The 19,450-nt window shown below is 64.1% G+C and carries 14 protein-coding genes; 7 read left to right on the plus strand and 7 right to left on the minus strand.

Annotated elements, in window-relative coordinates:
- Positions 1–90 precede the first annotated feature (90 nt).
- Positions 91–3,105 (minus strand): caspase family protein, encoded by a 3,015-nt coding sequence (locus NKJ77_RS13315; RefSeq protein ID WP_023830571.1) that lies wholly within the window; start codon positions 3,103–3,105, stop codon positions 91–93.
- A gap of 145 nt (positions 3,106–3,250) precedes the next feature.
- On the opposite strand from NKJ77_RS13315, the gene NKJ77_RS13320 reads away from it, so the two are divergent.
- The 3 genes from NKJ77_RS13320 (at position 3,251) to NKJ77_RS13330 (ending at position 7,129) form a co-directional block, all read left to right on the plus strand.
- Positions 3,251–4,201: an AEC family transporter gene (locus NKJ77_RS13320; RefSeq protein WP_352535304.1), complete on the plus strand. Its 951-nt coding sequence runs from the start codon at positions 3,251–3,253 to the stop codon at positions 4,199–4,201.
- Positions 4,202–4,452: 251 nt separating this feature from the next.
- The gene (locus NKJ77_RS13325) at positions 4,453–5,910 is read left to right on the plus strand and encodes an NAD-dependent succinate-semialdehyde dehydrogenase (protein ID WP_023753404.1); all 1,458 of its coding nucleotides are present in this window, start codon (positions 4,453–4,455) and stop codon (positions 5,908–5,910) included.
- A gap of 193 nt (positions 5,911–6,103) precedes the next feature.
- Entirely contained in the window at positions 6,104–7,129 is a 1,026-nt protein-coding gene (locus tag NKJ77_RS13330) for an aldose epimerase family protein (protein ID WP_352535339.1), read from the plus strand.
- Positions 7,130–7,133: 4 nt separating this feature from the next.
- On the opposite strand, the gene NKJ77_RS13335 is transcribed toward NKJ77_RS13330, so the two are convergent.
- A complete protein-coding gene (locus tag NKJ77_RS13335; RefSeq protein WP_023830572.1) occupies positions 7,134–8,054 on the minus strand; it encodes a sugar kinase in 921 nt (306 codons plus the stop codon).
- 154 nt (positions 8,055–8,208) lie between these two features.
- Between NKJ77_RS13335 and NKJ77_RS13340 the strand changes: the two genes are divergently transcribed.
- Both NKJ77_RS13340 and NKJ77_RS13345 read left to right on the plus strand, forming a co-directional pair.
- Positions 8,209–8,652, plus strand: coding sequence for a FixH family protein (locus NKJ77_RS13340; protein WP_023830573.1), 444 nt, complete (start codon positions 8,209–8,211; stop codon positions 8,650–8,652).
- Positions 8,653–8,656: 4 nt separating this feature from the next.
- Positions 8,657–9,856 carry a cytochrome-c peroxidase gene (locus NKJ77_RS13345; protein ID WP_023823053.1) on the plus strand — a complete coding sequence of 400 codons (1,200 nt, stop codon included), beginning with the start codon at positions 8,657–8,659 and terminating at the stop codon, positions 9,854–9,856.
- Position 9,857: 1 nt separating this feature from the next.
- Here the strand turns inward: NKJ77_RS13345 and NKJ77_RS13350 are convergent, their stop codons facing one another.
- Positions 9,858–10,310, minus strand: a complete 453-nt coding sequence (locus NKJ77_RS13350) for an Lrp/AsnC family transcriptional regulator (protein ID WP_023688158.1) — start codon at positions 10,308–10,310, stop codon at positions 9,858–9,860.
- A gap of 163 nt (positions 10,311–10,473) precedes the next feature.
- On the opposite strand from NKJ77_RS13350, the gene putA reads away from it, so the two are divergent.
- On the plus strand, positions 10,474–14,082 hold the full coding sequence (gene putA, locus NKJ77_RS13355; RefSeq protein ID WP_352535305.1) for a bifunctional proline dehydrogenase/L-glutamate gamma-semialdehyde dehydrogenase PutA: 3,609 nt from the start codon (positions 10,474–10,476) through the stop codon (positions 14,080–14,082).
- A gap of 87 nt (positions 14,083–14,169) precedes the next feature.
- Positions 14,170–15,234 (plus strand): glycosyltransferase, encoded by a 1,065-nt coding sequence (locus NKJ77_RS13360; RefSeq protein ID WP_352535306.1) that lies wholly within the window; start codon positions 14,170–14,172, stop codon positions 15,232–15,234.
- A gap of 45 nt (positions 15,235–15,279) precedes the next feature.
- Here NKJ77_RS13360 and hmuQ read toward each other — a convergent pair whose 3' ends face one another.
- The 4 genes from hmuQ to NKJ77_RS13380 form a co-directional block, all read right to left on the minus strand.
- Positions 15,280–15,594 carry a heme-degrading protein HmuQ gene (hmuQ, locus tag NKJ77_RS13365; RefSeq protein ID WP_023688161.1) on the minus strand — a complete coding sequence of 105 codons (315 nt, stop codon included), beginning with the start codon at positions 15,592–15,594 and terminating at the stop codon, positions 15,280–15,282.
- Between the two features lie 55 nt (positions 15,595–15,649).
- On the minus strand, positions 15,650–16,519 hold the full coding sequence (locus NKJ77_RS13370) for an energy transducer TonB family protein (RefSeq protein WP_245263964.1): 870 nt from the start codon (positions 16,517–16,519) through the stop codon (positions 15,650–15,652).
- Positions 16,520–16,742: 223 nt separating this feature from the next.
- The gene (locus tag NKJ77_RS13375) at positions 16,743–17,177 is read right to left on the minus strand and encodes a hypothetical protein (RefSeq protein ID WP_023710743.1); all 435 of its coding nucleotides are present in this window, start codon (positions 17,175–17,177) and stop codon (positions 16,743–16,745) included.
- Between the two features lie 5 nt (positions 17,178–17,182).
- Positions 17,183–19,324: a TonB-dependent hemoglobin/transferrin/lactoferrin family receptor gene (locus NKJ77_RS13380; protein ID WP_352535307.1), complete on the minus strand. Its 2,142-nt coding sequence runs from the start codon at positions 19,322–19,324 to the stop codon at positions 17,183–17,185.
- Between the last annotated feature and the right edge of the window lie 126 nt (positions 19,325–19,450).

Consider the following 19,450-nt stretch of genomic DNA (forward strand, 5'->3'; position numbering starts at 1 on the left):
TTCCGGGAGCCGGATGCCGCTCCGGTCATTCTGATATAGGGATCGGAAAGCCGGCACAAAGACAAGCGAAAGGCGAACCCTCGGTTCGCTTCACATTTTCGCCATTTGCTTCTTCGCCAGCTCGATCTTCTGATCGGTGAGCGGGATAGGGATCGTGTAGCCGGCTTCGGTGAAGCCCTGCTTGGCGTTCTCGAAGAATTCGATCGCCTTGAGATATTCCGGCTTGCCCGCGCCATAGCTGGCGCGGTTCCAGTGGACGTCGCCGATATTGTTCTGCTCGAAGGCCCACTGCAGCGGCTGACTTTCGCGCGTAAACACCTTCAGCGCCGCCGTGAACGCCGCTTCGGCGTCGTTGAGATATTTGTCGGTCCGCTGGAGATTGCCGAGGTTGAGCAGGCTCATACCGATGCCATTTTGAGCGTTGGCCCAGTCGACCGGCGCGGCCTCGATGGTGAGTATTTCGAGCGCGGCTCGCCGCGCCGCAATCGAATCCTGCAGGGTCTTGGCATCGCCATTGCTCATGCTCAACCAGTGCAGCGTCGAGCCCAGGCCGGCCTGGGCCATTGCCCATTGCCGCGGGTTCGTCTCGCGCTTGTACTCGCGCAACGCATTGCCGTAGGCGTCGACCGCCTCGCTGTAATGCTCGGGCTTGTCGGTGACGCCGCCGAGAAGCTGCAGCGTGTTGCCGAGATTGTAGTAGCTCATCGCCCAGTCCTGCGGGAACTTCCGCCTGACATAGACCTGCCGTGCCGCCTGGAAGGCTGCCGCCGACTGTTCCAGCTTGGCCGCATCACGCGTGCGCTGGCCCAGCGTCTGATAGATCGAGCCGAGATTGTTCTGGGCTGACGCCCAGTCCATCGGGAAGCGCTTGCGGGTAAACACCGTCAGAGCGTCGTCATAGGCAGCTGCAGCTTCTTCGAGCGTAGCCGTGCCCATATCGAAGCGGGCGATACCGCTCAGCGCATTGCCCAGGTTGAGGCGGCTGGTCGCCCAGGACACCGGGAAAGTTTCGCGGGTTCGCACTTCCAGCGCGGCGCGAAACGCGTCGGCCGCCTCGTTGATCTTCGCCTTGTCGTTGAGCTGGATGCCAAGCGTTACAAGCGTGTTGCCGAGATTGTTCTCGACCATCGCCCATTCCACGGGTGCTTTCTCGCGTGTGTATTCCTCAAGCGCCAGCCGGTAGGCTGCTTCGGCCTGGGTGAGATGCTCGCCGGCAGGCTCACGCTCGGAGAGTGCATAGAGCGCGAGGCCTAGATTGTTCTGCGAACCGGCCCAGTCCAACGGCAGCTTGTCGCGCGGACGCTTCTCAAGGGTGGCGCGCGTCGCCGCCACCGCTTCATTGAGACGCTTCGGGTCGCTCTCGCGTTCGCCGATCTTCAGAAGCACGTTGGCCAGGTTGTTCTGCGCCGCGGCCCAGTTGCGGTCGTCCTTCTCGCGCTCGAACACCACCAGCGAATCGCGGAAAATCACCGCCGCTTCTTCGAGATGCGCAGTCTCGGTTTCGCGCTCTCCAATGGTCTGCAGCACCACCGCCATGTTGTTGCGGGTGATTGCCCAGTCGCGATTCTGTTCGCCGTTGGGGATGAAGTTCAAGATGGTGCGATAGGCCTCGATGGAGTGCTGCAGCGCATCGAGGTCGCCGGTGGCGTAGCCATGAGCGTTCAACGCCTCGGCCTCCTGGTTCTTGTAGTTCCAGCGCAGCTTTTCGTCCCACTTCTCGACCAGCGAATACGCCTTGGCATAGTCGTTGGCGGCGGATTTGTAGTCGAAGACCAGCGCGGCGGCGTCGGCGCGTTTGGCATAGATGGCGGCGTCGGCGATGCGCTTTTGCCGGAGCAGGTCCTCGGCCTCGTCGACCGCACCGCTGTTTTCCTCGATCCGGCCGACCGCGTCGTCGAGGAATTTGCGCGCCGTCACCATCGCGCCCTGGCCTATGGCCTTGTCGGCGGATGCGACCAGGCGACTGATCTCGGGATCGTCGGTGCGCAACGCGGCGCGCTCGGCCATCATCTTCTTCAGACGCTCAGCCTGGCTGTCCAGCACCTTCTGCAGGTCGTTGGGATCCTCAGGGATCTTTTCCGTGCCGAGCGCCTTGAGCACGCCGTAGAGCGCGTCAAGGGGCACGCCGTCCTGCAGAGAAGCCAACTCCACCTGAGCCCGCTTGGGATCGGGCAGGTCGGAAATGGTCAGCAGCAATTGCCGCCGCTCACCGGTGATCAGCCCGTCGTCGCCGGTCGGTTCCGCCGGCGCGACGCCGAAATAGAGCAGGCGACGCAGGCTCTCGCTGACCCAGGGGCGCTGCTTTGCCTTGGTGTCGAGATAGACTTCCTCGGTGACCATGCGCATGACCGAGCCGAACTCGGTGCCTTTCATCGCCGTGAGGTGGCGCAGCAGGGCGGCGGCGTAGGGGCTGTTTTGGCCGGCGGCGCCATCGAGCGCCGGTCGGCCCGGCTCGGCGGCGAAGCCGACCACGGTTCCCAGGCTAGCATCATCCACTGAGGCACTGGCAAGCGCCTTGGCGCCGCGCACCGGTTCCAGCCCGCCGGCGCCGACAGGCTCGGCGGAAGCCGTCGGCCCGCGGCGCACGACCGCGTCCGGCGGAAACGGGTTGGTGCGGCAGGCGTCAAGCAGCACGATCGTCACCGGCACGGTCTTTTTCAGCTCGTCCATGACGGCTGAAATCGGCACCAGCGCCTCACCGGCATTTTTCAACGACGAGACGTCGGCATCGACCGGCACCAGATAATTCTCGCCGCCCGCCTCGATGCCGTGGCCGGAATAATAGATGAAGGCGACATCGGCGCCTTCGGCGTCCTCGACAAACCGATCGAGATCGCGCTTCAGCTTGGCGGCATCGCGATCGGTGACGTTGCGGGCGTCGAAGCCGAGGTCGGTCAGCATCTTGGACATGTCGCGGGCGTCGTTGGCCGGGTTGGCAAGGGCTGCGATGTGCTCGTATTTCGACTGGCCGATGATCAGCGCCACGCCCTTGAGGCTCTTGGTCTCCGCAACCGCAAGCACCGTCGCGGCAAGGCAAAACAGCCCGGCGACGAAAGCCGTCAGCCACGCCTGTCTGAAATGACGCTGTTTCGGCGTCGCAACCATTCGCCGTGTGTCCGCCCTGATGATCCCAAGCCTGTATAGCGCTGCCACCCGACCATGATCAAATTCAGGCGCCGGGCGGATCGAGGATCAGTTTCTGAAGATCATGGCGATTGCGCTGGAATCCGGGCTCGCCTATCCCTGAAAAATGTCTCCGCTCACCGAAACCGTTCTTTTTGTCTTCAGCCTCGTCGCGCTCGGCTATGTCACCGGGCTCACCGGCTATCTGAAACCGGCCAGCGGGGACGGCATCTCCGAATTCGCCATCAACGTCGCGATGCCGCTGCTGCTGTTTCGGACGATGGTGAATTCGGATTTCCACGGCGTGGCGCCCTGGTCGCTGTGGGGTGCTTATTTCGCGGCGGTTGCAATGACATGGGCCGCCGGCCATCTGGTGACGACACGGATCTTTGGGCGGGACGCGCGCGCCGGCATCGTCGGTGGAGTGTCGTCATCCTTCTCGAATGTGGTGTTGCTGGGCATTCCCTTCGTTCTCGGCGTATTCGGGTCCAGCGGATTCGAAGTGCTGTCGCTGCTCGTTTCCGTGCATCTGCCGACCATGATGATGGCTTCGATCATCATGTTCGAGATATTTGGCCGCGGCGGCAGCGAGCCCGTACACCCGCTGCGCATCATCCAGAGCTTTCTGAGAAGACTGTTCACCAATCCGTTGATCATCGGCATCCTGGCCGGGCTGGCATGGCGCCTCACCGGCGCGCCGCTGCCGAACCTTGCCATGCGACTGACCGATGCGCTGGCTAACACCGCCGGGCCGGTGGCGCTGTTCGCCATGGGGCTCAGCCTGCGCCGTTTCGGCATTTCCGGTAACATCCGACCGGCGCTGGCGCTGTCGACGCTGAAACTGTTCCTGATGCCGGCGCTGGTGCTCGGCCTGGTCTGGCTGTTTGGCCTGCCGCCCTTGACGGCCAAAGTGGCGGTCGTGGTGGCGGCGCTGCCGTCCGGCATCAATTCCTATCTCATCGCCGTGCAGTTCAACACCGGCCAGGCGCTGGCGTCGAACCAGATGACCATCGCCACGGCAAGCGCGGTTGTTACAACCGCCTTTTGGCTGACGGTGGTGGTGCATGTCTTTGGGTAGGCTTGGTCTTCTGTAAGGCTGGTCTTTGGCAAGGCTGGTCTTTGGCAAGGCTGCGGCCCAAACTAATTTACATGTGAATTTTCTCTGGCGTTGGGCTGGCCCAAAGCCTATATGCCATCTTGCAATTGCTTGCCGGGCTTGCCCTAGGTAAAGAGCAGTGGCTTCAGCGTGTCGGCTCCGCCGCCATTGTGCACGCTCGTTCAAGAGATCCAGGAAACCGGCCCGTCAGTGCGCCGAACGGAGGCTAGACCATGCTGCAGAAAACCAGCCATTTCATGCGCCAGGCCAATCTCATCAATGGCGAATGGGTGCAGGCCGACAGCGGCCAAACGGTCGACGTCAACAACCCGGCCACCGGTCTCAAGATCGGCACCGTGCCGAAGTCGGGCAAGGCGGAAACCCGCCGCGCCATCGAAGCTGCAAGCGAAGCCTTCAAGACCTGGCGCAAGACGACCGCGCTGGAGCGCTCGAAGCTGTTGCGCAAGCTGCATGACGCGATGATGGATAATCAGGATGTGCTGGCCGAACTGCTCACCATCGAGCAGGGCAAGTCGCTCGCCGAATCCAAGGGCGAGATCGGTTCGGCTGCCGCCTACATCATGTGGTTTGCCGAGGAAGGCCGCCGCACCTATGGCGATGTCGTGCCATCGCCATGGGGCGATCGCCGCATCCTGGTGACCAAGGAGCCGGTCGGCGTCATTGCCGCCATCACGCCGTGGAATTTCCCCTCCTCGATGCTTGCCCGCAAGCTTGGCCCCGCGCTTGCCGCCGGCTGCACCGCCGTGGTCAAGCCGGCCTCGCAGACGCCGTATTCCGGCCTTGCATGGGGCGCGCTCGCCGAGGAAGTAGGCTTCCCAAAGGGCGTCATCAACATCCTGACGGGTGCTGCCGGCGAAATCGGCGACGAGATCTGCGCCAATCCGCTGGTGTCGAAGATCACCTTCACCGGCTCGACCGAGATCGGCAAGCTGCTGATTCAAAAGTCGTCCGTCACCGTCAAGAAGGTCTCGATGGAACTCGGCGGCAATGCGCCGTTCGTGGTCTTCGACGATGCCGACCTCGATCGCGCCGTCGCCGGCGCCATCACCGCCAAATACCGCAATTCAGGCCAGACCTGCGTGTGCACCAACCGCTTCCTGGTGCAGGCCGGCATCTACGACAAGTTTGTCGAGAAGCTGGCCGCTGCCAGCAATGCGCTGAAAGTTGGCTCGGGCCTGGAAGAGGGCGTGCAGCAGGGACCGCTGATCGACGTGAAGGCGGTCGAGAAGGTCGAGGAATTCATCGCCGACGCCACGTCGAAGGGTGGCAAGGTCGTTGCCGGCGGCAAGCGCCACGCGCTTGGCGGCTCATTCTTCCAGCCGACCGTCATCGCCGATGCGAAGCCTGACATGCGCTTCATGAAGGAAGAGATTTTTGGCCCGATCGCCCCGGTGTTCAAGTTCGAGACCGAAGAGGAAGCCATTGCGCTTGCCAACGACACCGAGTTCGGCCTGGCCGCCTATTTCTACACCGGCGATCTCGGCCGCGCCTTCCGGGTCATGGAAGGCCTGAAATACGGCATGGTCGGCGTCAATGAAGGCCTGATCACCACGCCGGAAGCGCCGTTCGGCGGCGTCAAGGAATCGGGCCTCGGCAAGGAAGGCGGACATCAGGGCATCGAGGACTATCTCGACACCAAATATGTCTGCATCGGGGGTCTCGGCCTCTAAATCATTGACGGGCAGGGCAGGCCGCGGGCCGGCCCTTGCCAGACGACATTCAGCCGGACTGGAGCGGTTCAGCGTTTCACGGAAACGCCGAACCGCTCCAGTTCTTTGTTTTTTGCAGTTCCGGACGGAAAACCGTTTCACACTTTTCCTGGAATTGCTCTAAGTCGATAGATCGACGAATTAGCATTTGGACATAGCGATGAAGGACGGCGAAGTCTTCGGCACGACGCAGGCAGGCGAACCCGTTCGCCGTTTCACCATCCGGGGCGGCGGCGTCAGCGCCAACATCATCGGGCTCGGCGCAATCATCCAGGATCTGCGGCTCGCCGGTCACGACGCGCCGCTGGTGCTGGGCTACGATCGCTTCGAGCCTTACGAGACCGACCGGGCCTTCTTCGGCGCGGTAGTCGGCCGCTATGCCAACCGCATCCGCGACGGCCGCTTCACCATTGCCGGCCAGCGCTACCAGACTGAGCGCAATTTCCTCGGCAAGCACACGCTGCATGGCGGCTCGGAGGGCTTCTTCCACCGGCCGTGGACGGTTTCGCTGCACGGCCGGGATTTTGTCACGCTGACCCTGCACGATCCCGAGGGCACGATGGGCTTTCCCGGCGCGCTCGACGTCACCTGCACCTACCGGCTGAAGATCCCCGGCACGCTCTCGATGGAACTGACCGCCACTTGCGAGGAGCCGACGCTGTGCAATCTGGCGCAGCATTCCTATTTCAATCTCGACGATGGCGGTGCCGGCGACATTCTCGACCACCGGCTGATGCTGAACGCCGGCGCCTATACGCCTGTCGATGGCGAGATGATCCCGACCGGCGTCGTCAAACCTGTCGACGGCACGCCCTTCGACTTCCGCCAGGCGCGGCCGCTGCGCATGGAAACGGAAGGCGAGCAGCTTCCCTACGACGTCAATTTCTGCCTGGCGTCAGCCCGGGGCCCGCTTCACCAGGTGGCGTGGGCGCAAGGCGCCAATTCCGGCGTCGAGATGGAAGTCTGGACCACCGAGCCGGGCCTGCAGCTTTACACCGGCCAGTATGTCGCGCCGACCTCGGGCGGCCTGGACGGACGGCGCTACAAGGCGTTTTCCGGCTTTTGCCTGGAAGCGCAGACCTGGCCCGACGCGCCGAACTGGCCCTATTTCCCACAGGCCACGCTGTGGCCGGGCCAGATCTATCATCAGGTGACGGAATATCGTTTCAGGCTTCCCTAAGGTCTTAGCCCTCGAAAGCGGTTCTTAGAACCTCGAACGGCGCCAGCGCGCCTCGCACCTGGACGACTGTGGCGGCGACGCGATGCGCGCGCTGCACGGCATCCGCCGGGGCATGGCCGGCCAGCCGGGCGGCGAGATAGCCGCCATTGAAGGAATCGCCGGCGCCGGTGGTGTCGACCGGGGTGGCGACATGCTGGGCCGGAACCGGCTGCAGGGCTCCGCCAGTGGCGATCAGCGCGGGTTCCTCGCCATTCTTGACGACGACTTCGCCGACCAGTTTTCCGAACCGCTCGGCGGTCGCTTGCGGTGCCGAGTCGCCAAACAGCATCTGCTCGTCGGGAAAGGTCGGTAGCGCGATGTCGGCGACGGCAAGCGCGTCGAGGATCGCGGCTTGCGCCTCCTCGCGGCTCTGCCACAGGCGCGGCCGGTAGTTGGGGTCGAAGGCGACGCGAGAACCGGCAGCGCGCGCTTTGGCCACTTCTGCCAGCAACGTCTTGCGCGCGGCGGCATCCAGAATTGCCAAAGTGATTCCGGAAAAATACACAAGAGCCTGGTTTTCAAGGCTTCTTGCCAAGGCGGCCGGGTCCGAGGCAAGCCGCCTGGCCGCCGCGTCGCTGCGCCAATAGGTGAAGGCGCGTTCGGCGCCGGTCAAGGTGATGGCGTAGAGGCCGGGCCGCGCGCCTGGGATGACCGGGCTGGCGCCGATGTCGATGCCGTTTTCGGCGAAGAACGAAATCTGGCCCTGCGAGAAGGGATCGTCGCCGAAGGCCGAGACATAGGTCGCCGGCCGCTCGCCGCTCAGCGCATGCAGCGCCCACAGCGTGTTGAACGTGTCGCCGGCAAAGCCCATGCGCCAGTTCGGCCCGGCCTGGCCGGACAGTTCGAGCATGCATTCACCGATCGAAGCGACGCCGTCTGCTGCCATGTATCTGTCTCCGGATCAGTTCGCTGCTGTAGCTTTTTGCGGCCGGCAGCGCCATGCTTGGCGGCGGCGGTTTTTTGCGCCAGAAGCGTTTTCCCACAGAAGCGGCGGGACGCGAATTGCTTCCCGAGACGTTATGCCCAGAAGAGGAACCGGTTTGGCATCGATATGGCGTTATCTTCTTGCGGGCGTTGGTCTGGCCGCCTTGCTGGCTGGCATATTGGCGATCGTCTATCTGACCGCGCCGCAGTCGGCGCCAGGCCCCGATGTCTCGCGCTCGAAGAAGACGGCGAACGGCTTGTTTGTCGCCACCATTCAGCCGGAACGCGGCGTTATCCGGCAAGGCGAACTGCAATCCTGGTTGCTGACCCTGAAGACGGTCAAGGGCGATTCCGTGGAAGGTGCGGCGATCTCGGTGTCCGGCGGCATGCCGCAGCACAATCACGGCTTGCCGACCAGTCCGCAGGCGACCGACTATCTTGGCGAGGGACGCTACCGGATCGAGGGGCTGAAATTCACCATGAGCGGCGTGTGGCAGTTGCGGTTCGCCATTTCGGCGGCGGCCGGTTCCGACACGGTCGTCTTCAACGTGGTGCTGTGAGCGGATGAACCGCCTGTTGCGCCTTCTGGCCTTGGCTGCGGTTTTGCTCGTTGCCGGCTGCGGCAAGCCGGACTTTTCCGATGCCGAGAAGAAGACCATCGCTTCGCTGGCGCTGAACACCTTGCCGGCGCTCAAACCCGACACCACCAACCGCTTCGCCGACGTGCCGGCCGCCGCCGCCCTGGGCTCCACTCTGTTCTTCGACCAGGGGATGAGCCGTGACGGGAACGTATCCTGCTCGACCTGCCACAAGATCGACCGGCAGTTCCAGGATGACCTGCCGCAATCCGTCGGCGTTGGCCGAACCAACAGGCGCTCGATGCCGCTGGCCGGCATTGCCCGCAATCCGTGGTTCTTCTGGGATGGACGGCGCGACAGCCTGTGGGCGCAGGCGCTGACGCCGCTGGAAAACCGGCTTGAGCAGGCGGGGAACCGCGCGGCCTTCGCGCATTACATCCAGAAGCGGTTCGGCGAGCGCTACGAGCGCATCTTCGGGCCACTGCCGGATCTTTCCGCCGTGCCGGCCAACGCCAGCCCGCTCGGCAATGAGGCCGAGCAGGCGGCATGGAAGGCAATGACCGCGGCCCAAATGGACGACGTCAACCGCGTCTTTTCCAACATCGGCAAGGCGATCGCCGCCTTCGAACGGTCGATCGAACCGGCACAGACGCGCTTTGACCGCTTTGCCATCGATCTTGCGTCAGGCGCCAAGCCGAAAGCCGACGATGCCTTTTCGCAGGAGGAGATGCTCGGGCTGAAACTGTTCATCGGCAAGGCCAATTGCGTCACCTGCCATAACGGCCCGCGCTTCACCGACAACGCTTTCCACAACACCGGCGTGCGGCCGGTCAGGGATTTGCCATTGGATCGCGGCCGTTTCGATGCGGTGGCCCAGGTTCAGGCCGACCCATTCAACTGCTTCGGCGCCTTCCGCGATGGCGACGCCGGCGCCTGCGGAGAACTGCGCTTCATCGTCAAGGCAGCACCCGAACTGATGCGTGCCTACAAGACGCCGTCGCTGCGGGGCGCGGCGACACGGCCGCCCTATATGCATGCCGGACAGTTCTCCACGCTGGAGGAGGTGGTGGCGCACTACGCGAAGGCGGAGGCGGCCGTTGAAGGCACCTCCGAAGTGCACCCGTTGCAACTGTCGGACCGCGAACGCGCGGCGCTGGTGGCGTTTTTGAAGACGCTGTCGGAGTGAGCTAGCGATCCTTCACCGTCTCCATGGCCACGAAGGTCGAGGTCTGCGCAACATGCGGCAGTGCCGAGATGCGCTCGCCGAGCACGCGGCGATAGGCGGCGATGTCGGTGGTACGGACTTTCAGGAGATAATCGAAGCTCGACGCCATCATGTGGCACTGCTCGATCTCCGGCACGGCCTGCACCGCACGGTTGAAAGCATCGAGCGCGGCCGAGCGCGTGTCCGACAATTTGACCTGGACGAAGGCGACATGACCTTCGCCCATGCGCTCGCGATCGATGATCGCCTGATAGCCCCTGATATAGCCGTCCTTCTCCAGGCGCTTCACCCGCGCCTGCACCGGCGTCTTCGACAGGCCGACCTTGCCGGCCAGTTCCGACATGGACAGCCGCCCGTCGCGCGCCAGCGCCGACAGGATGTTTCTGTCGATGCGGTCCAATTGGTCTCCTGTCACGGATATCACAGTCCATCTGATAACAATTTAGCCGCATGATAGACCGCTCGGCCTGCCATGTCGATTTCTTTGGACCGGCCGAAAATGCGGCTCTGTGCTAGCTTGCGCCATTCGGTCCGGCGACCGCCGGCCCGCTCCCAGATGCTTGCTCCGCAGGACCGCCATGCCGCTCGACACCATCCGCCAGCAGATCCGCGCCAACTACCTGCCCGACGAAGACGCGGCTGTGAAGCGCCTGGCTGCCGCGACAGAACTTTCGGCCGATGACCGCAAAGCCGTCTCGGCCCGTGCCGCGGATCTGGTGCGCGCGGTGCGCGGCTCGTCCGACCCGCGGCTGATGGAGGTTTTTCTCTCGGCCTACGGCCTCTCCACCAAGGAAGGAGTGGCGCTCATGTGCCTGGCCGAGGCACTGCTGCGCGTGCCTGACACCGAGACCATGGACGACCTGATCGCCGACAAGATCGCACCGCATGACTGGTCGGCGCATTCGGGCGGTTCGAGCTCGATCTTCGTCAACGCCTCGACCTGGGCGCTGATGCTGACCGGCCGTGTGCTCGACGAAGGCGAGGGCGGCATTGAAGGCACGCTGCGCTCGATGGTTCGCCGGCTGGGCGAACCGGTGATCCGCAAGGCGGTCGCCGCCGCCATGCGCGAAATGGGCGAGCAGTTCGTGCTCGGCCGCACCATTGCGGAAGCCGTCAAGCGCGGCAAGTCGATGATCCAGAAAGGTTATCTCTATTCCTTCGACATGCTGGGCGAGGCCGCCCGCACCGAGGCCGATGCGCTGCGCTACCTCAAGGCCTATGCCGACGCGATCTCCTCGCTGGATTCAGGCTCCAACGGTCCCGATATCCGCCAGAACCACGGCATCTCGGTCAAACTGTCGGCGCTGCATCCGCGCTATGAAGAGGCACAGAAGGAAAAGATGCTGCCGGTGATGGCCGAGCGGCTGCTGTCGCTGGCGCTGGCCGCACGCCATTCGCGCATGGGCCTCAACATCGACGCCGAGGAGGCCGACCGGCTCGACCTGTCGCTCGATGTCATCGAGCGCGTGCTGGCTGAGCCGGAGCTTGCCGGCTGGAACGGCTTTGGCGTCGTCGTCCAGGCCTACGGCCCGCGCGCGGCCTTCACAATCGACTGGCTCTATGCGCTGGCGAAAAAGTACGACCGCAACATCATGGTGCGGCTGGTCAAGGGCGCCTATTGGGACACCGAGATCAAGCGGGCGCAGACGCTGGGGCTTTCCGGCTACCCCGTCTTCACCCGCAAGGCCAACACCGATGTTTCCTATATGGCCTGCGCTAGGAAGCTGCTTGGCATGACCGACCGTATCTATCCGCAATTCGCCACGCACAATGCCCATACCGTCGCCGCCATCCTGTCGATGGCTGACAACCGTGACGCTTTCGAATTCCAGCGCCTGCACGGCATGGGCGAAGCGCTGCATGAGACGGTGCGCCGGGCCGAAGGCACGCGCTGCCGCATCTATGCGCCGGTCGGCGCGCACTCCGACCTCTTGGCCTATCTGGTTCGCCGCCTGCTGGAGAATGGCGCCAACTCCTCCTTCGTCCATCAGCTCACCGACGAGGACGTCGAGCCGGAGGATATTGCGCGCGATCCGCTCGAGACGGTCGAGAGCCAGGGCCCCGCCGCCAATCCGGCAATCGCTCGTCCTGCGACGATCTTCGGCGCTGGTCGGCGCAACTCGAAGGGGTTCGACATCACCGATCCGGTGACGCTGGCGGCGATCGACAAGGCCAAGGCGGCCTTTGCCGGGCCCGAGCGCTGGCATGCCAAGCCGATGACGCGCGCCGCCGGCTACGGCAAGCAGCGCCCGGTGGTCAATCCGGCAAAGCCTGCCGAGATCGTCGGCACGGTCGCCGAAGCCGCTGCCAAGCAGGTCGCGACCGCGGTGCGCTTTGCTGTGGAAGCGCAGCCGTCCTGGGCGAAGCGTCCCGTTGCCGAGCGCGCCGCCATCCTCAACCGCGCCGCCGACCTCTATGAGGCCAATGCGGTCGAGTTTTTCGCGCTGGCTACAAGGGAAGCCGGCAAGTCGCTGGCCGACGGCGTGGCTGAAGTGCGCGAAGCCGTCGACTTCCTGCGCTACTACGCTGCCGAAGCGGCCAACAACGAAGCGGGCACCGAGGCGCGCGGCGCGATCGTGTGCATTTCGCCGTGGAATTTCCCGCTCGCCATCTTCACCGGCCAGATCGCGGCAGCGCTCGTCACCGGCAATTCGGTCATCGCCAAGCCAGCCGAACAGACCCCGCTGATCGCCTTCCGCGCCGTCGAGCTGCTGCGCGAGGCCGGCGTGCCGGAAGATGTCATCCAGCTTCTGCCGGGCGACGGTCCGTCGGTCGGCGGACCGCTAACTGCGGATCCGCGCATTGCCGGCGTATGCTTCACCGGCTCGACCGAGGTTGCAAAGCTGATCGAGAAGCAACTGGCCGAGACAGCCGCGCCCGACGCCATGCTGATCGCGGAGACCGGCGGTCTCAATGCCATGATCGTCGATTCCACAGCACTGCCCGAACAGGCGGTGCGCGACATTCTGGCATCCGCCTTCCAGAGTGCGGGTCAGCGCTGTTCGGCGCTGCGCGTGCTCTACGTGCAGAAGGATGTCGAGAAGAAGATGCTGGAGATGCTGAAGGGCGCCATGGAAGCGCTCACCATCGGCGATCCCTGGCAGATTTCGACCGATGTCGGGCCGGTCATCGATGACGAGGCGCAGGAATCGATCCGCGAGTATTGCACCAAGATGGGGCTGCAGGGCCGGTTGATTGCCAAACTCGAAGCACCGAAGGACGGCCGCTTCGTTGCGCCGCATGTGTTCCGGGTCAAAGGCATCGAGGAGATGGAGCGCGAAGTGTTCGGCCCGGTGCTGCATGTCGCCAGCTTCGACGCCGACGGGATCGACGCCGTCATCGCCGCCATCAACCGCAAGGGCTATGGCCTGACCTTCGGCCTGCACACCCGCATAGAAGGCCGCGCCCAGCATTTCGTCGACGGCATCCATGCCGGCAACATCTATGTCAACCGCAACCAGATCGGCGCCGTCGTCGGTTCGCAGCCCTTTGGCGGCGAGGGGCTTTCGGGCACCGGGCCGAAGGCCGGCGGGCCGCATTATCTCCGGCGGTTCCGCAAAGGGCCGGAGGCGGGCACGGAGATTGCCGAGGGCCACAAGGTGACTGCGACCGAACTCGCCGACAATCTGCCCGATCCGACGCTTGGCGGCTGGTCGACGCGGCCGGATCGCATCGCCATTTTGAGAAAACATCTGCGCGGCAAGGGCGCTGCAGCCATCGGCGCTGCAGCCGCCATCGATTTCGGCCAGGTCGACCTGCCCGGACCGACCGGCGAGGCCAACACGCTGTCGCTGTCGCCGCGTGGCCGGGTGCTGTGCCTCGGTCCGGACGCCGACACGCTGCTTGCCCAGACGATCCAGGCGCTGGCCGCCGGCAATGCGGTGCTGGCCGTGGCGCCGGGCGCGCCGGCGGCACTGTCGGCGCTGACCGGCAAGGGGTTGCCGCTGGCGGCCATAGACGGTCGGCCAGACCCAGTCGAAGCGCGTTCGCTGCGCGTCCATGTCGTCGCCTTCTCGGGCAGGCCCGAGGCGGCGCGGATCGTGCGCAAGGTCATTGCCGACCGCAGCGGGCCGATCGTGCCGCTGGTCAGCGAGGTGCTCAACCCGGCGGCCTATGCGCATGAACGCGCTGTCTGCGTCGACACCACGGCTGCCGGCGGCAATGCCAGCCTGCTCGCGGCGGCCTAGGGGGCTTTTCGCGGCTCGCTTGCCTGCGTCGGGTTGCAAGGGTATGCGCAAGGGATAGAGAGCAACTCGAGCGGGGCAGCCGAACAGATGGAAGACACGTCCCGACCGATTGAGCTGCCGCGGGTGGCGGTGGTCATCACCTGCTTCAACTATCGGCCGTACGTCGAACAGGCGATCCGCTCGGTGCTTGCGCAGACCTACCGGAATTGGGAATGCGTCATCGTCGACGATGCCTCGACGGACGGCTCGGCCGACCAAGTCCGCCAGCTCCTAAGGGATATAGACGACCCGCGCCTGCGCCTGATGGCGCGCACGGAGAATGGTGGGCAGATCGCGGGATTCCGCGACGGCTTTGCCGCAACCGCCGCGCCTTTCGTCGCGTTTCTGGATTCCGATGACGTGTGGCTGCCGGATTTTCTCCTGGCGCATCTGTCCGCCCACCTCAACACGACGCATTCGGCCGCACTGTCGAGTTCCGATGTGTTCCTTGTCGATGGCGACGGCACCTTGCTGGGCGGTACCTTCCTTGCCTTGCGCAAACCGCGGTCCGGAGCGGATCGCAGTGGCGTCGCCATCGCGCCCGGTGGCAGGCTTGCCGGCATGGCGCCCGGGATCGCCTACGCATCGGAGCATCCGGTAACCTATTTCGCACCTGCGGTGACGGGCTGGCTGTGGTCGCCATGCTCGGCGATCATGTACCGGCGTGGCGCGCTGGAACCGGTATTGTCCTTCCCGTTCAAGGCCAAGGTCGGGACGGATTATCTGACGGCGACACTCGCGCACCAGGCCGGCGGCAGCCTCATCCTGTCAGAAGGTCTCGGCCTCTATCGCCTGCATGGCTCCAACCTGTCCACCGGAACTGCCTTTGCCGGCGGCAATGTGCGGCAAACGCCTGCATACAGGAGCTACAGGAGCGTGTTGGCGGCGGATGCCGCAGACTATTTGCTGGCGAATTCTGCCTGGCTCAGCGATCTCAACGGGCGCAATTTCATACCTGCATTCCTGATGCAGCATGTGCGCCAGTTCCCGGAGCTGGCCGGTGATCCGCGGTTGGCGCGCTACCTGACACGCGGACAGCCCTGGCGGCGGCTGCGCCTGCACATTGCCCAGTGGCTTCGGCGACTGGGCGGCCGGAATTCAACCGGAACATGACGGCATCTGCAGGTCGTCAGATCTCGTCGACGGGTGAAATCTCAATCAGGCGCCTTCGACAACCGAAAAGCCTTCGAACTGCGGATGGCCGAGATAATGCACCTTCGAGGTGCCGGTGTTGCGATGGGCGGCGCGAAAATTCTCGGATTTGGTCCAGGCGACGAAATCCTCATGGCTTGCCCACACCGTGTGCGAGGCAAACAGCGTGTAACCCTCGGCCTCGTTGACCGGGCCGCGCAGCAAGTGGAATTCCCTGAAGCCTTCCATCTTCGAAAGGCTGGAATCGCGGTTCTTCCAGACATCCTCGAAGGCAGTCTCCGAGCCGTTCTGGACCTTGAAGCGGTTCATGGCGATGTACATTGGGCTTCCTCTTGAATTGGTGGACGACGACATTTGGCGAAGGTCTGCGAGCTGGTTAAAACGGACCGATCCGCGCCCTGAACACCCAACTTGATAATCCGGTCTCGGGTGGAATGGGCGGGAACGGGGCTTGCTGGCGCACCAGTTTCAAAGCGAATTGGTCTAGCTCGGCAGACCCTGAACTTTCGACAAGCTGCAAGTCGCTGACGCTGCCGTCGGCCATGACGACGAAATAGACCCTGGCATTGTTGCGAGCCTTGGCTTGAACCGCCTTCGAAACGTGGCGGTTGGCGCGGACAAGCTTGTTTTGAACTTCAACGCTGTAGCCGGATTCCATCGAATTGCCCGCCGCGCCCTGTTTTCCGCCTTTGCTGGCAACCGCCGTTGCCTCGCGCTCCTCGCCATCTGCCGTGCCGCCAGTCTCTCCCGGTATTGGTGCGCCTGATATTGATGTACTTGGCCTCGGGCTTGGGACTGGTGGCCTCGCGGTAGGCAATTCAACGGCAGGCTCATTGGCGGGAGACGCCTCCGAACTCTGCGTTTGAACCGGTGACGGTGCAGGCGTCTCACCCTCCGGGGCGACACTTTGATCATCCGGGATGGCAGCCGTCGGTGCATCCGGAGCGACGACTACCTGCTTGGCAGCTTCCGGCGCAGATTTGGGCGCCGCCGGCTCCTCTACGGCTTGAGGCGCCTCGGTTTGCGGCGTGGGTTGGACGGGGTTGGCCGGCTGAGGATCGGTTACCAGGGTAACATCCACTGCGTCGGGTACCGGGTTTTGCAAAGCGGTGCCGAGGACGTCTGCGCCTGATCGATCGGCGCCTTCGGCCTGTATTGCCTTCCCGGTATCGAATGTCCCGGCGGGTGCGACCATGAACGCCGCTGCGGCAGCGGCATGGAGCAGGCAGGACGCGACGATCGCCACAGTCCATTTGCGGTCCGCGGCCGCCGGCTGTACGAGCTCGTCCATTGTTATCGCCGGTTCGTTGCCGGCGTCGGGGAGGGGGGTGATGTCCTGCATGGTTCGCGGCGAGACCTGCCGCGAGCGCGGCGGGATTGTCAAATCAAGATCGGTTGCCGGCCATAACGGCGGAGCTGCGACGGGTCGTGTCGCATTGTCGTGCAGGAAGGCGGGATGCAGACCCACCTCAAACGCCGAATGCGATACCGGTCTTGGTCTGCGTCTTCAGGCCGCGCATGCAGGCGCCCGGTTCGACGCCGGCGCATTCGGTGGCGCTGTTGATCAGCACGCGGCTGAGTTTGGTGCAGTCGGTGCCGGCGAGGTCGAAGCGGATCACCTTGGTCTTGCCGGCCGGCAGGTCCTTGAAGTCGAGCACGCTCAGGCGGTCGACAATGCCGGCCTCGTTGAACAGCGCGATTTCGAATGCCGCCTTGGAAAGATCGGCGCCGAGCGCATTGTTGACGACGAAGGTCAGGCGGCAACCCTTTTCGGAGGGCTGCGCGGCATTGAGCTCGAGGCTGAGTTGCGGAGCCGGCGCGGACTGAGCCCACGCCGGCATCAAGCCAAGCGACATCGCCAGCGTCGAGGTCAGGAGCCGAAGCGATGCCGTCAAACTTGTCATGGGTGTCAGCCTCCAAAGCGCATGGTTGCGGCCAGCTTCAGCGTGATGCCGGGTTCATAGATGACGGCGGTGGTGCCGCCGTTCAGCGGGTTGGTGTATTTGACGTCGAACAAATTGTCGGCGCGGAAGTCCACCTTCAGATTGTCGGTAGCCTGGTAACTGGCGAAGGCGTTGACCAGAGTATAATCCTTGGCTACGGGGTTGCCCTTCGGCTTGCCGTTGTACTGCACCTCGCCGCCGACGGTCAGCTTGTCCTGAAGGAAGCGGAAGCCGAGCTGCCCGGTGACCTGCGAGGACGGGATGGTGGCAAGGTCGGCGCGCTCACCTTCATCGGAGATGGTGTGGCCGTTGGTGATCGAGGCGGAGAGCCCGGCATAACCCCAGGCGGCATCGTAGACGCTTTCCAGTTCGAAGCCGTTGATCTTGGCCTGGGCGACGTTCTGGTACTGGAAGCAGATCGGAATGCCGGGGCCGAACGGGCAGCCGCTGGTCGGGTCGAATGCCGACAGTGTGACGCCTTCGATGTAGTCGTCGACATCGTTGTGGAAGTAGCCGGCCTTGAGCCGGAACGCGTCGCCGGCCTCGACAAGGTTGTTCAGCTTGTAGTTGACGCCGAACTCGGTGGTCTTGCCGGTTTCGGGTTGCAGGTTGGGGTTGGGCAGGAACGGGAAGGTGACGCCGGCCGGATGATTGCCGCTGATCAGCGTCTCGGTCAACGAGGGCGAGCGGTAGCCTTCCGCGTAGGTGCCGTAGAACTGCAGGCCCGCCAGGCTGGCGCTTTCGAAGGGCGTGACACCAACGGTGATGCGCGGCGACAGACGATCACCTGACGTTTCGTGGGTGCTGTCTTCGAGGCTGTAATTGTCGTAACGCAGCCCGGCAATGACCTCGAGCCAGTCCCAGGTGAGCTTGTCCTGGATGTAGGCGCCCGAAACACTACGCTTGCCCGATGGGGTGTAGAAGCTGTCGCCGCCGGCGGTGCCGCCGGTCTCGACATCGTCACCCACCCAGTCGCCGCCATAGGTCAATTCGTGCGCAACACCGGCTGTTTCGAAGCGCGACGTGTTCCAGATGTCGACGCCGGCCGTGCCAACGTCGAAGGTCGAGGTCGAACCGACGGGCAGCAGCACGGGAAGGCCGGTCGACGGATCGAAGCGGTTCTGCGGGACCAGCGTGGTGAGGTCGAGATTGGTCTTGTTGTAGGAGGCGTTGATGTGGAGATCGAGCCAGCTCCTGGCGTCGTCGGTGATGTTGTAGCGGGCGGTGAAGGTGTTCGACTTCACGTCGACGTCGTTGGCCGGCACGCCGCCGCTGGTTTCCGTCCAGCCGTCGCTCGAGCCGACCCAGCCGAGCTTCAATTCGCTGTTTTCGCTCGGGCGGATGGTGGTCTTGAGCAGGCCGCTCAGCACGTCGAAGCCGGTTCCGGCGACGGTGTCGCCGCTGCCATTCTTGTAGTCGCCGTAGTCGCGGTAGACGATGTTGCCCAGCACATCCAAATCGTCGTTGAATTTGTAGGCGCCGCTGGCGCTGGCGGTCCAGCCCTTGCCGTTGCTTTCATAGCGCCCGGTGACGGAGCCGGCCCAGGTTTCGCCCGATCTGAGGAAATCCACCGCATCCTTGGTGTCGAAGAAGACGACGCCGCCAATGGCGCCGGAGCCGTAGGTGTTGGCGGTCGGTCCGCGAATGACGTCAACGGATTTGATGAGCTCGGGATCGACATAGAAGGTCGACTGCGTGCCGTGGTCTGAGCGCTGGAAATTCTGCCTGGCGCCGTCGACGATGACGGCGACGCGACCGAAATCCTGCAGGCCGCGGATGTTGATGCTGGAGCTGACGCGTCGCGCATCGGCCTGCACGGCGACACCAGGCACACCGAGCAGCATTTCGTTCGGCGTCGTCGCCATGCGGCGGTCGAGCTGTTCCTGGTCGACATGGCTGGCTGAGGCCAGCGATTCGATTGCCGTCTCGCCGGTGCGGCTGATGACGAGGATCTTGTCCAGCAGGGTCGCGCCGGCGGGCGCCGGCTTGGTGTCTTCGGTTTTCCTGGTCTGGTCGGCCTGGTCAGCGGCCGGCTGAGCAGCCTGCTGAGCGCTGGCCGGCGATGTCAGCAGCGCGATCGTCGCTGCCCCCGCAAGCAAGGCTGCCATTGCCTTTGCCATAGGCCGATGCACCGGATCGGCGTTCGCCAGACCCAGTCGTCCACAATTTCCCAAGCCCATGCCCCAACTCCAAAATTCCAGGTTCGATGCTGGCTGGCTTGGTGCTCGCTGGCA

Source organism: Mesorhizobium sp. M0052, assembly GCF_040323255.1.
GTDB lineage: Bacteria > Pseudomonadota > Alphaproteobacteria > Rhizobiales > Rhizobiaceae > Mesorhizobium.

What these genes read in the sequence shown, in the direction of transcription:
- NKJ77_RS13360 (WP_352535306.1), top strand. Translation starts at nt 14,170, where the DNA reads ATGGAAGACACGTCCCGACCGATTGAGCTGCCGCGGGTGGCGGTGGTC.
- NKJ77_RS13325 (WP_023753404.1), top strand. Translation starts at nt 4,453, where the DNA reads ATGCTGCAGAAAACCAGCCATTTCATGCGCCAGGCCAATCTCATCAAT.
- NKJ77_RS13375 (WP_023710743.1), bottom strand. Translation starts at nt 17,177, where the DNA reads ATGACAAGTTTGACGGCATCGCTTCGGCTCCTGACCTCGACGCTGGCG.
- NKJ77_RS13315 (WP_023830571.1), bottom strand. Translation starts at nt 3,105, where the DNA reads ATGGTTGCGACGCCGAAACAGCGTCATTTCAGACAGGCGTGGCTGACG.
- NKJ77_RS13335 (WP_023830572.1), bottom strand. Translation starts at nt 8,054, where the DNA reads ATGGCAGCAGACGGCGTCGCTTCGATCGGTGAATGCATGCTCGAACTG.
- putA (WP_352535305.1), top strand. Translation starts at nt 10,474, where the DNA reads ATGCCGCTCGACACCATCCGCCAGCAGATCCGCGCCAACTACCTGCCC.
- NKJ77_RS13380 (WP_352535307.1), bottom strand. Translation starts at nt 19,324, where the DNA reads ATGGCAGCCTTGCTTGCGGGGGCAGCGACGATCGCGCTGCTGACATCG.
- NKJ77_RS13345 (WP_023823053.1), top strand. Translation starts at nt 8,657, where the DNA reads ATGAACCGCCTGTTGCGCCTTCTGGCCTTGGCTGCGGTTTTGCTCGTT.
- hmuQ (WP_023688161.1), bottom strand. Translation starts at nt 15,594, where the DNA reads ATGTACATCGCCATGAACCGCTTCAAGGTCCAGAACGGCTCGGAGACT.
- NKJ77_RS13320 (WP_352535304.1), top strand. Translation starts at nt 3,251, where the DNA reads ATGTCTCCGCTCACCGAAACCGTTCTTTTTGTCTTCAGCCTCGTCGCG.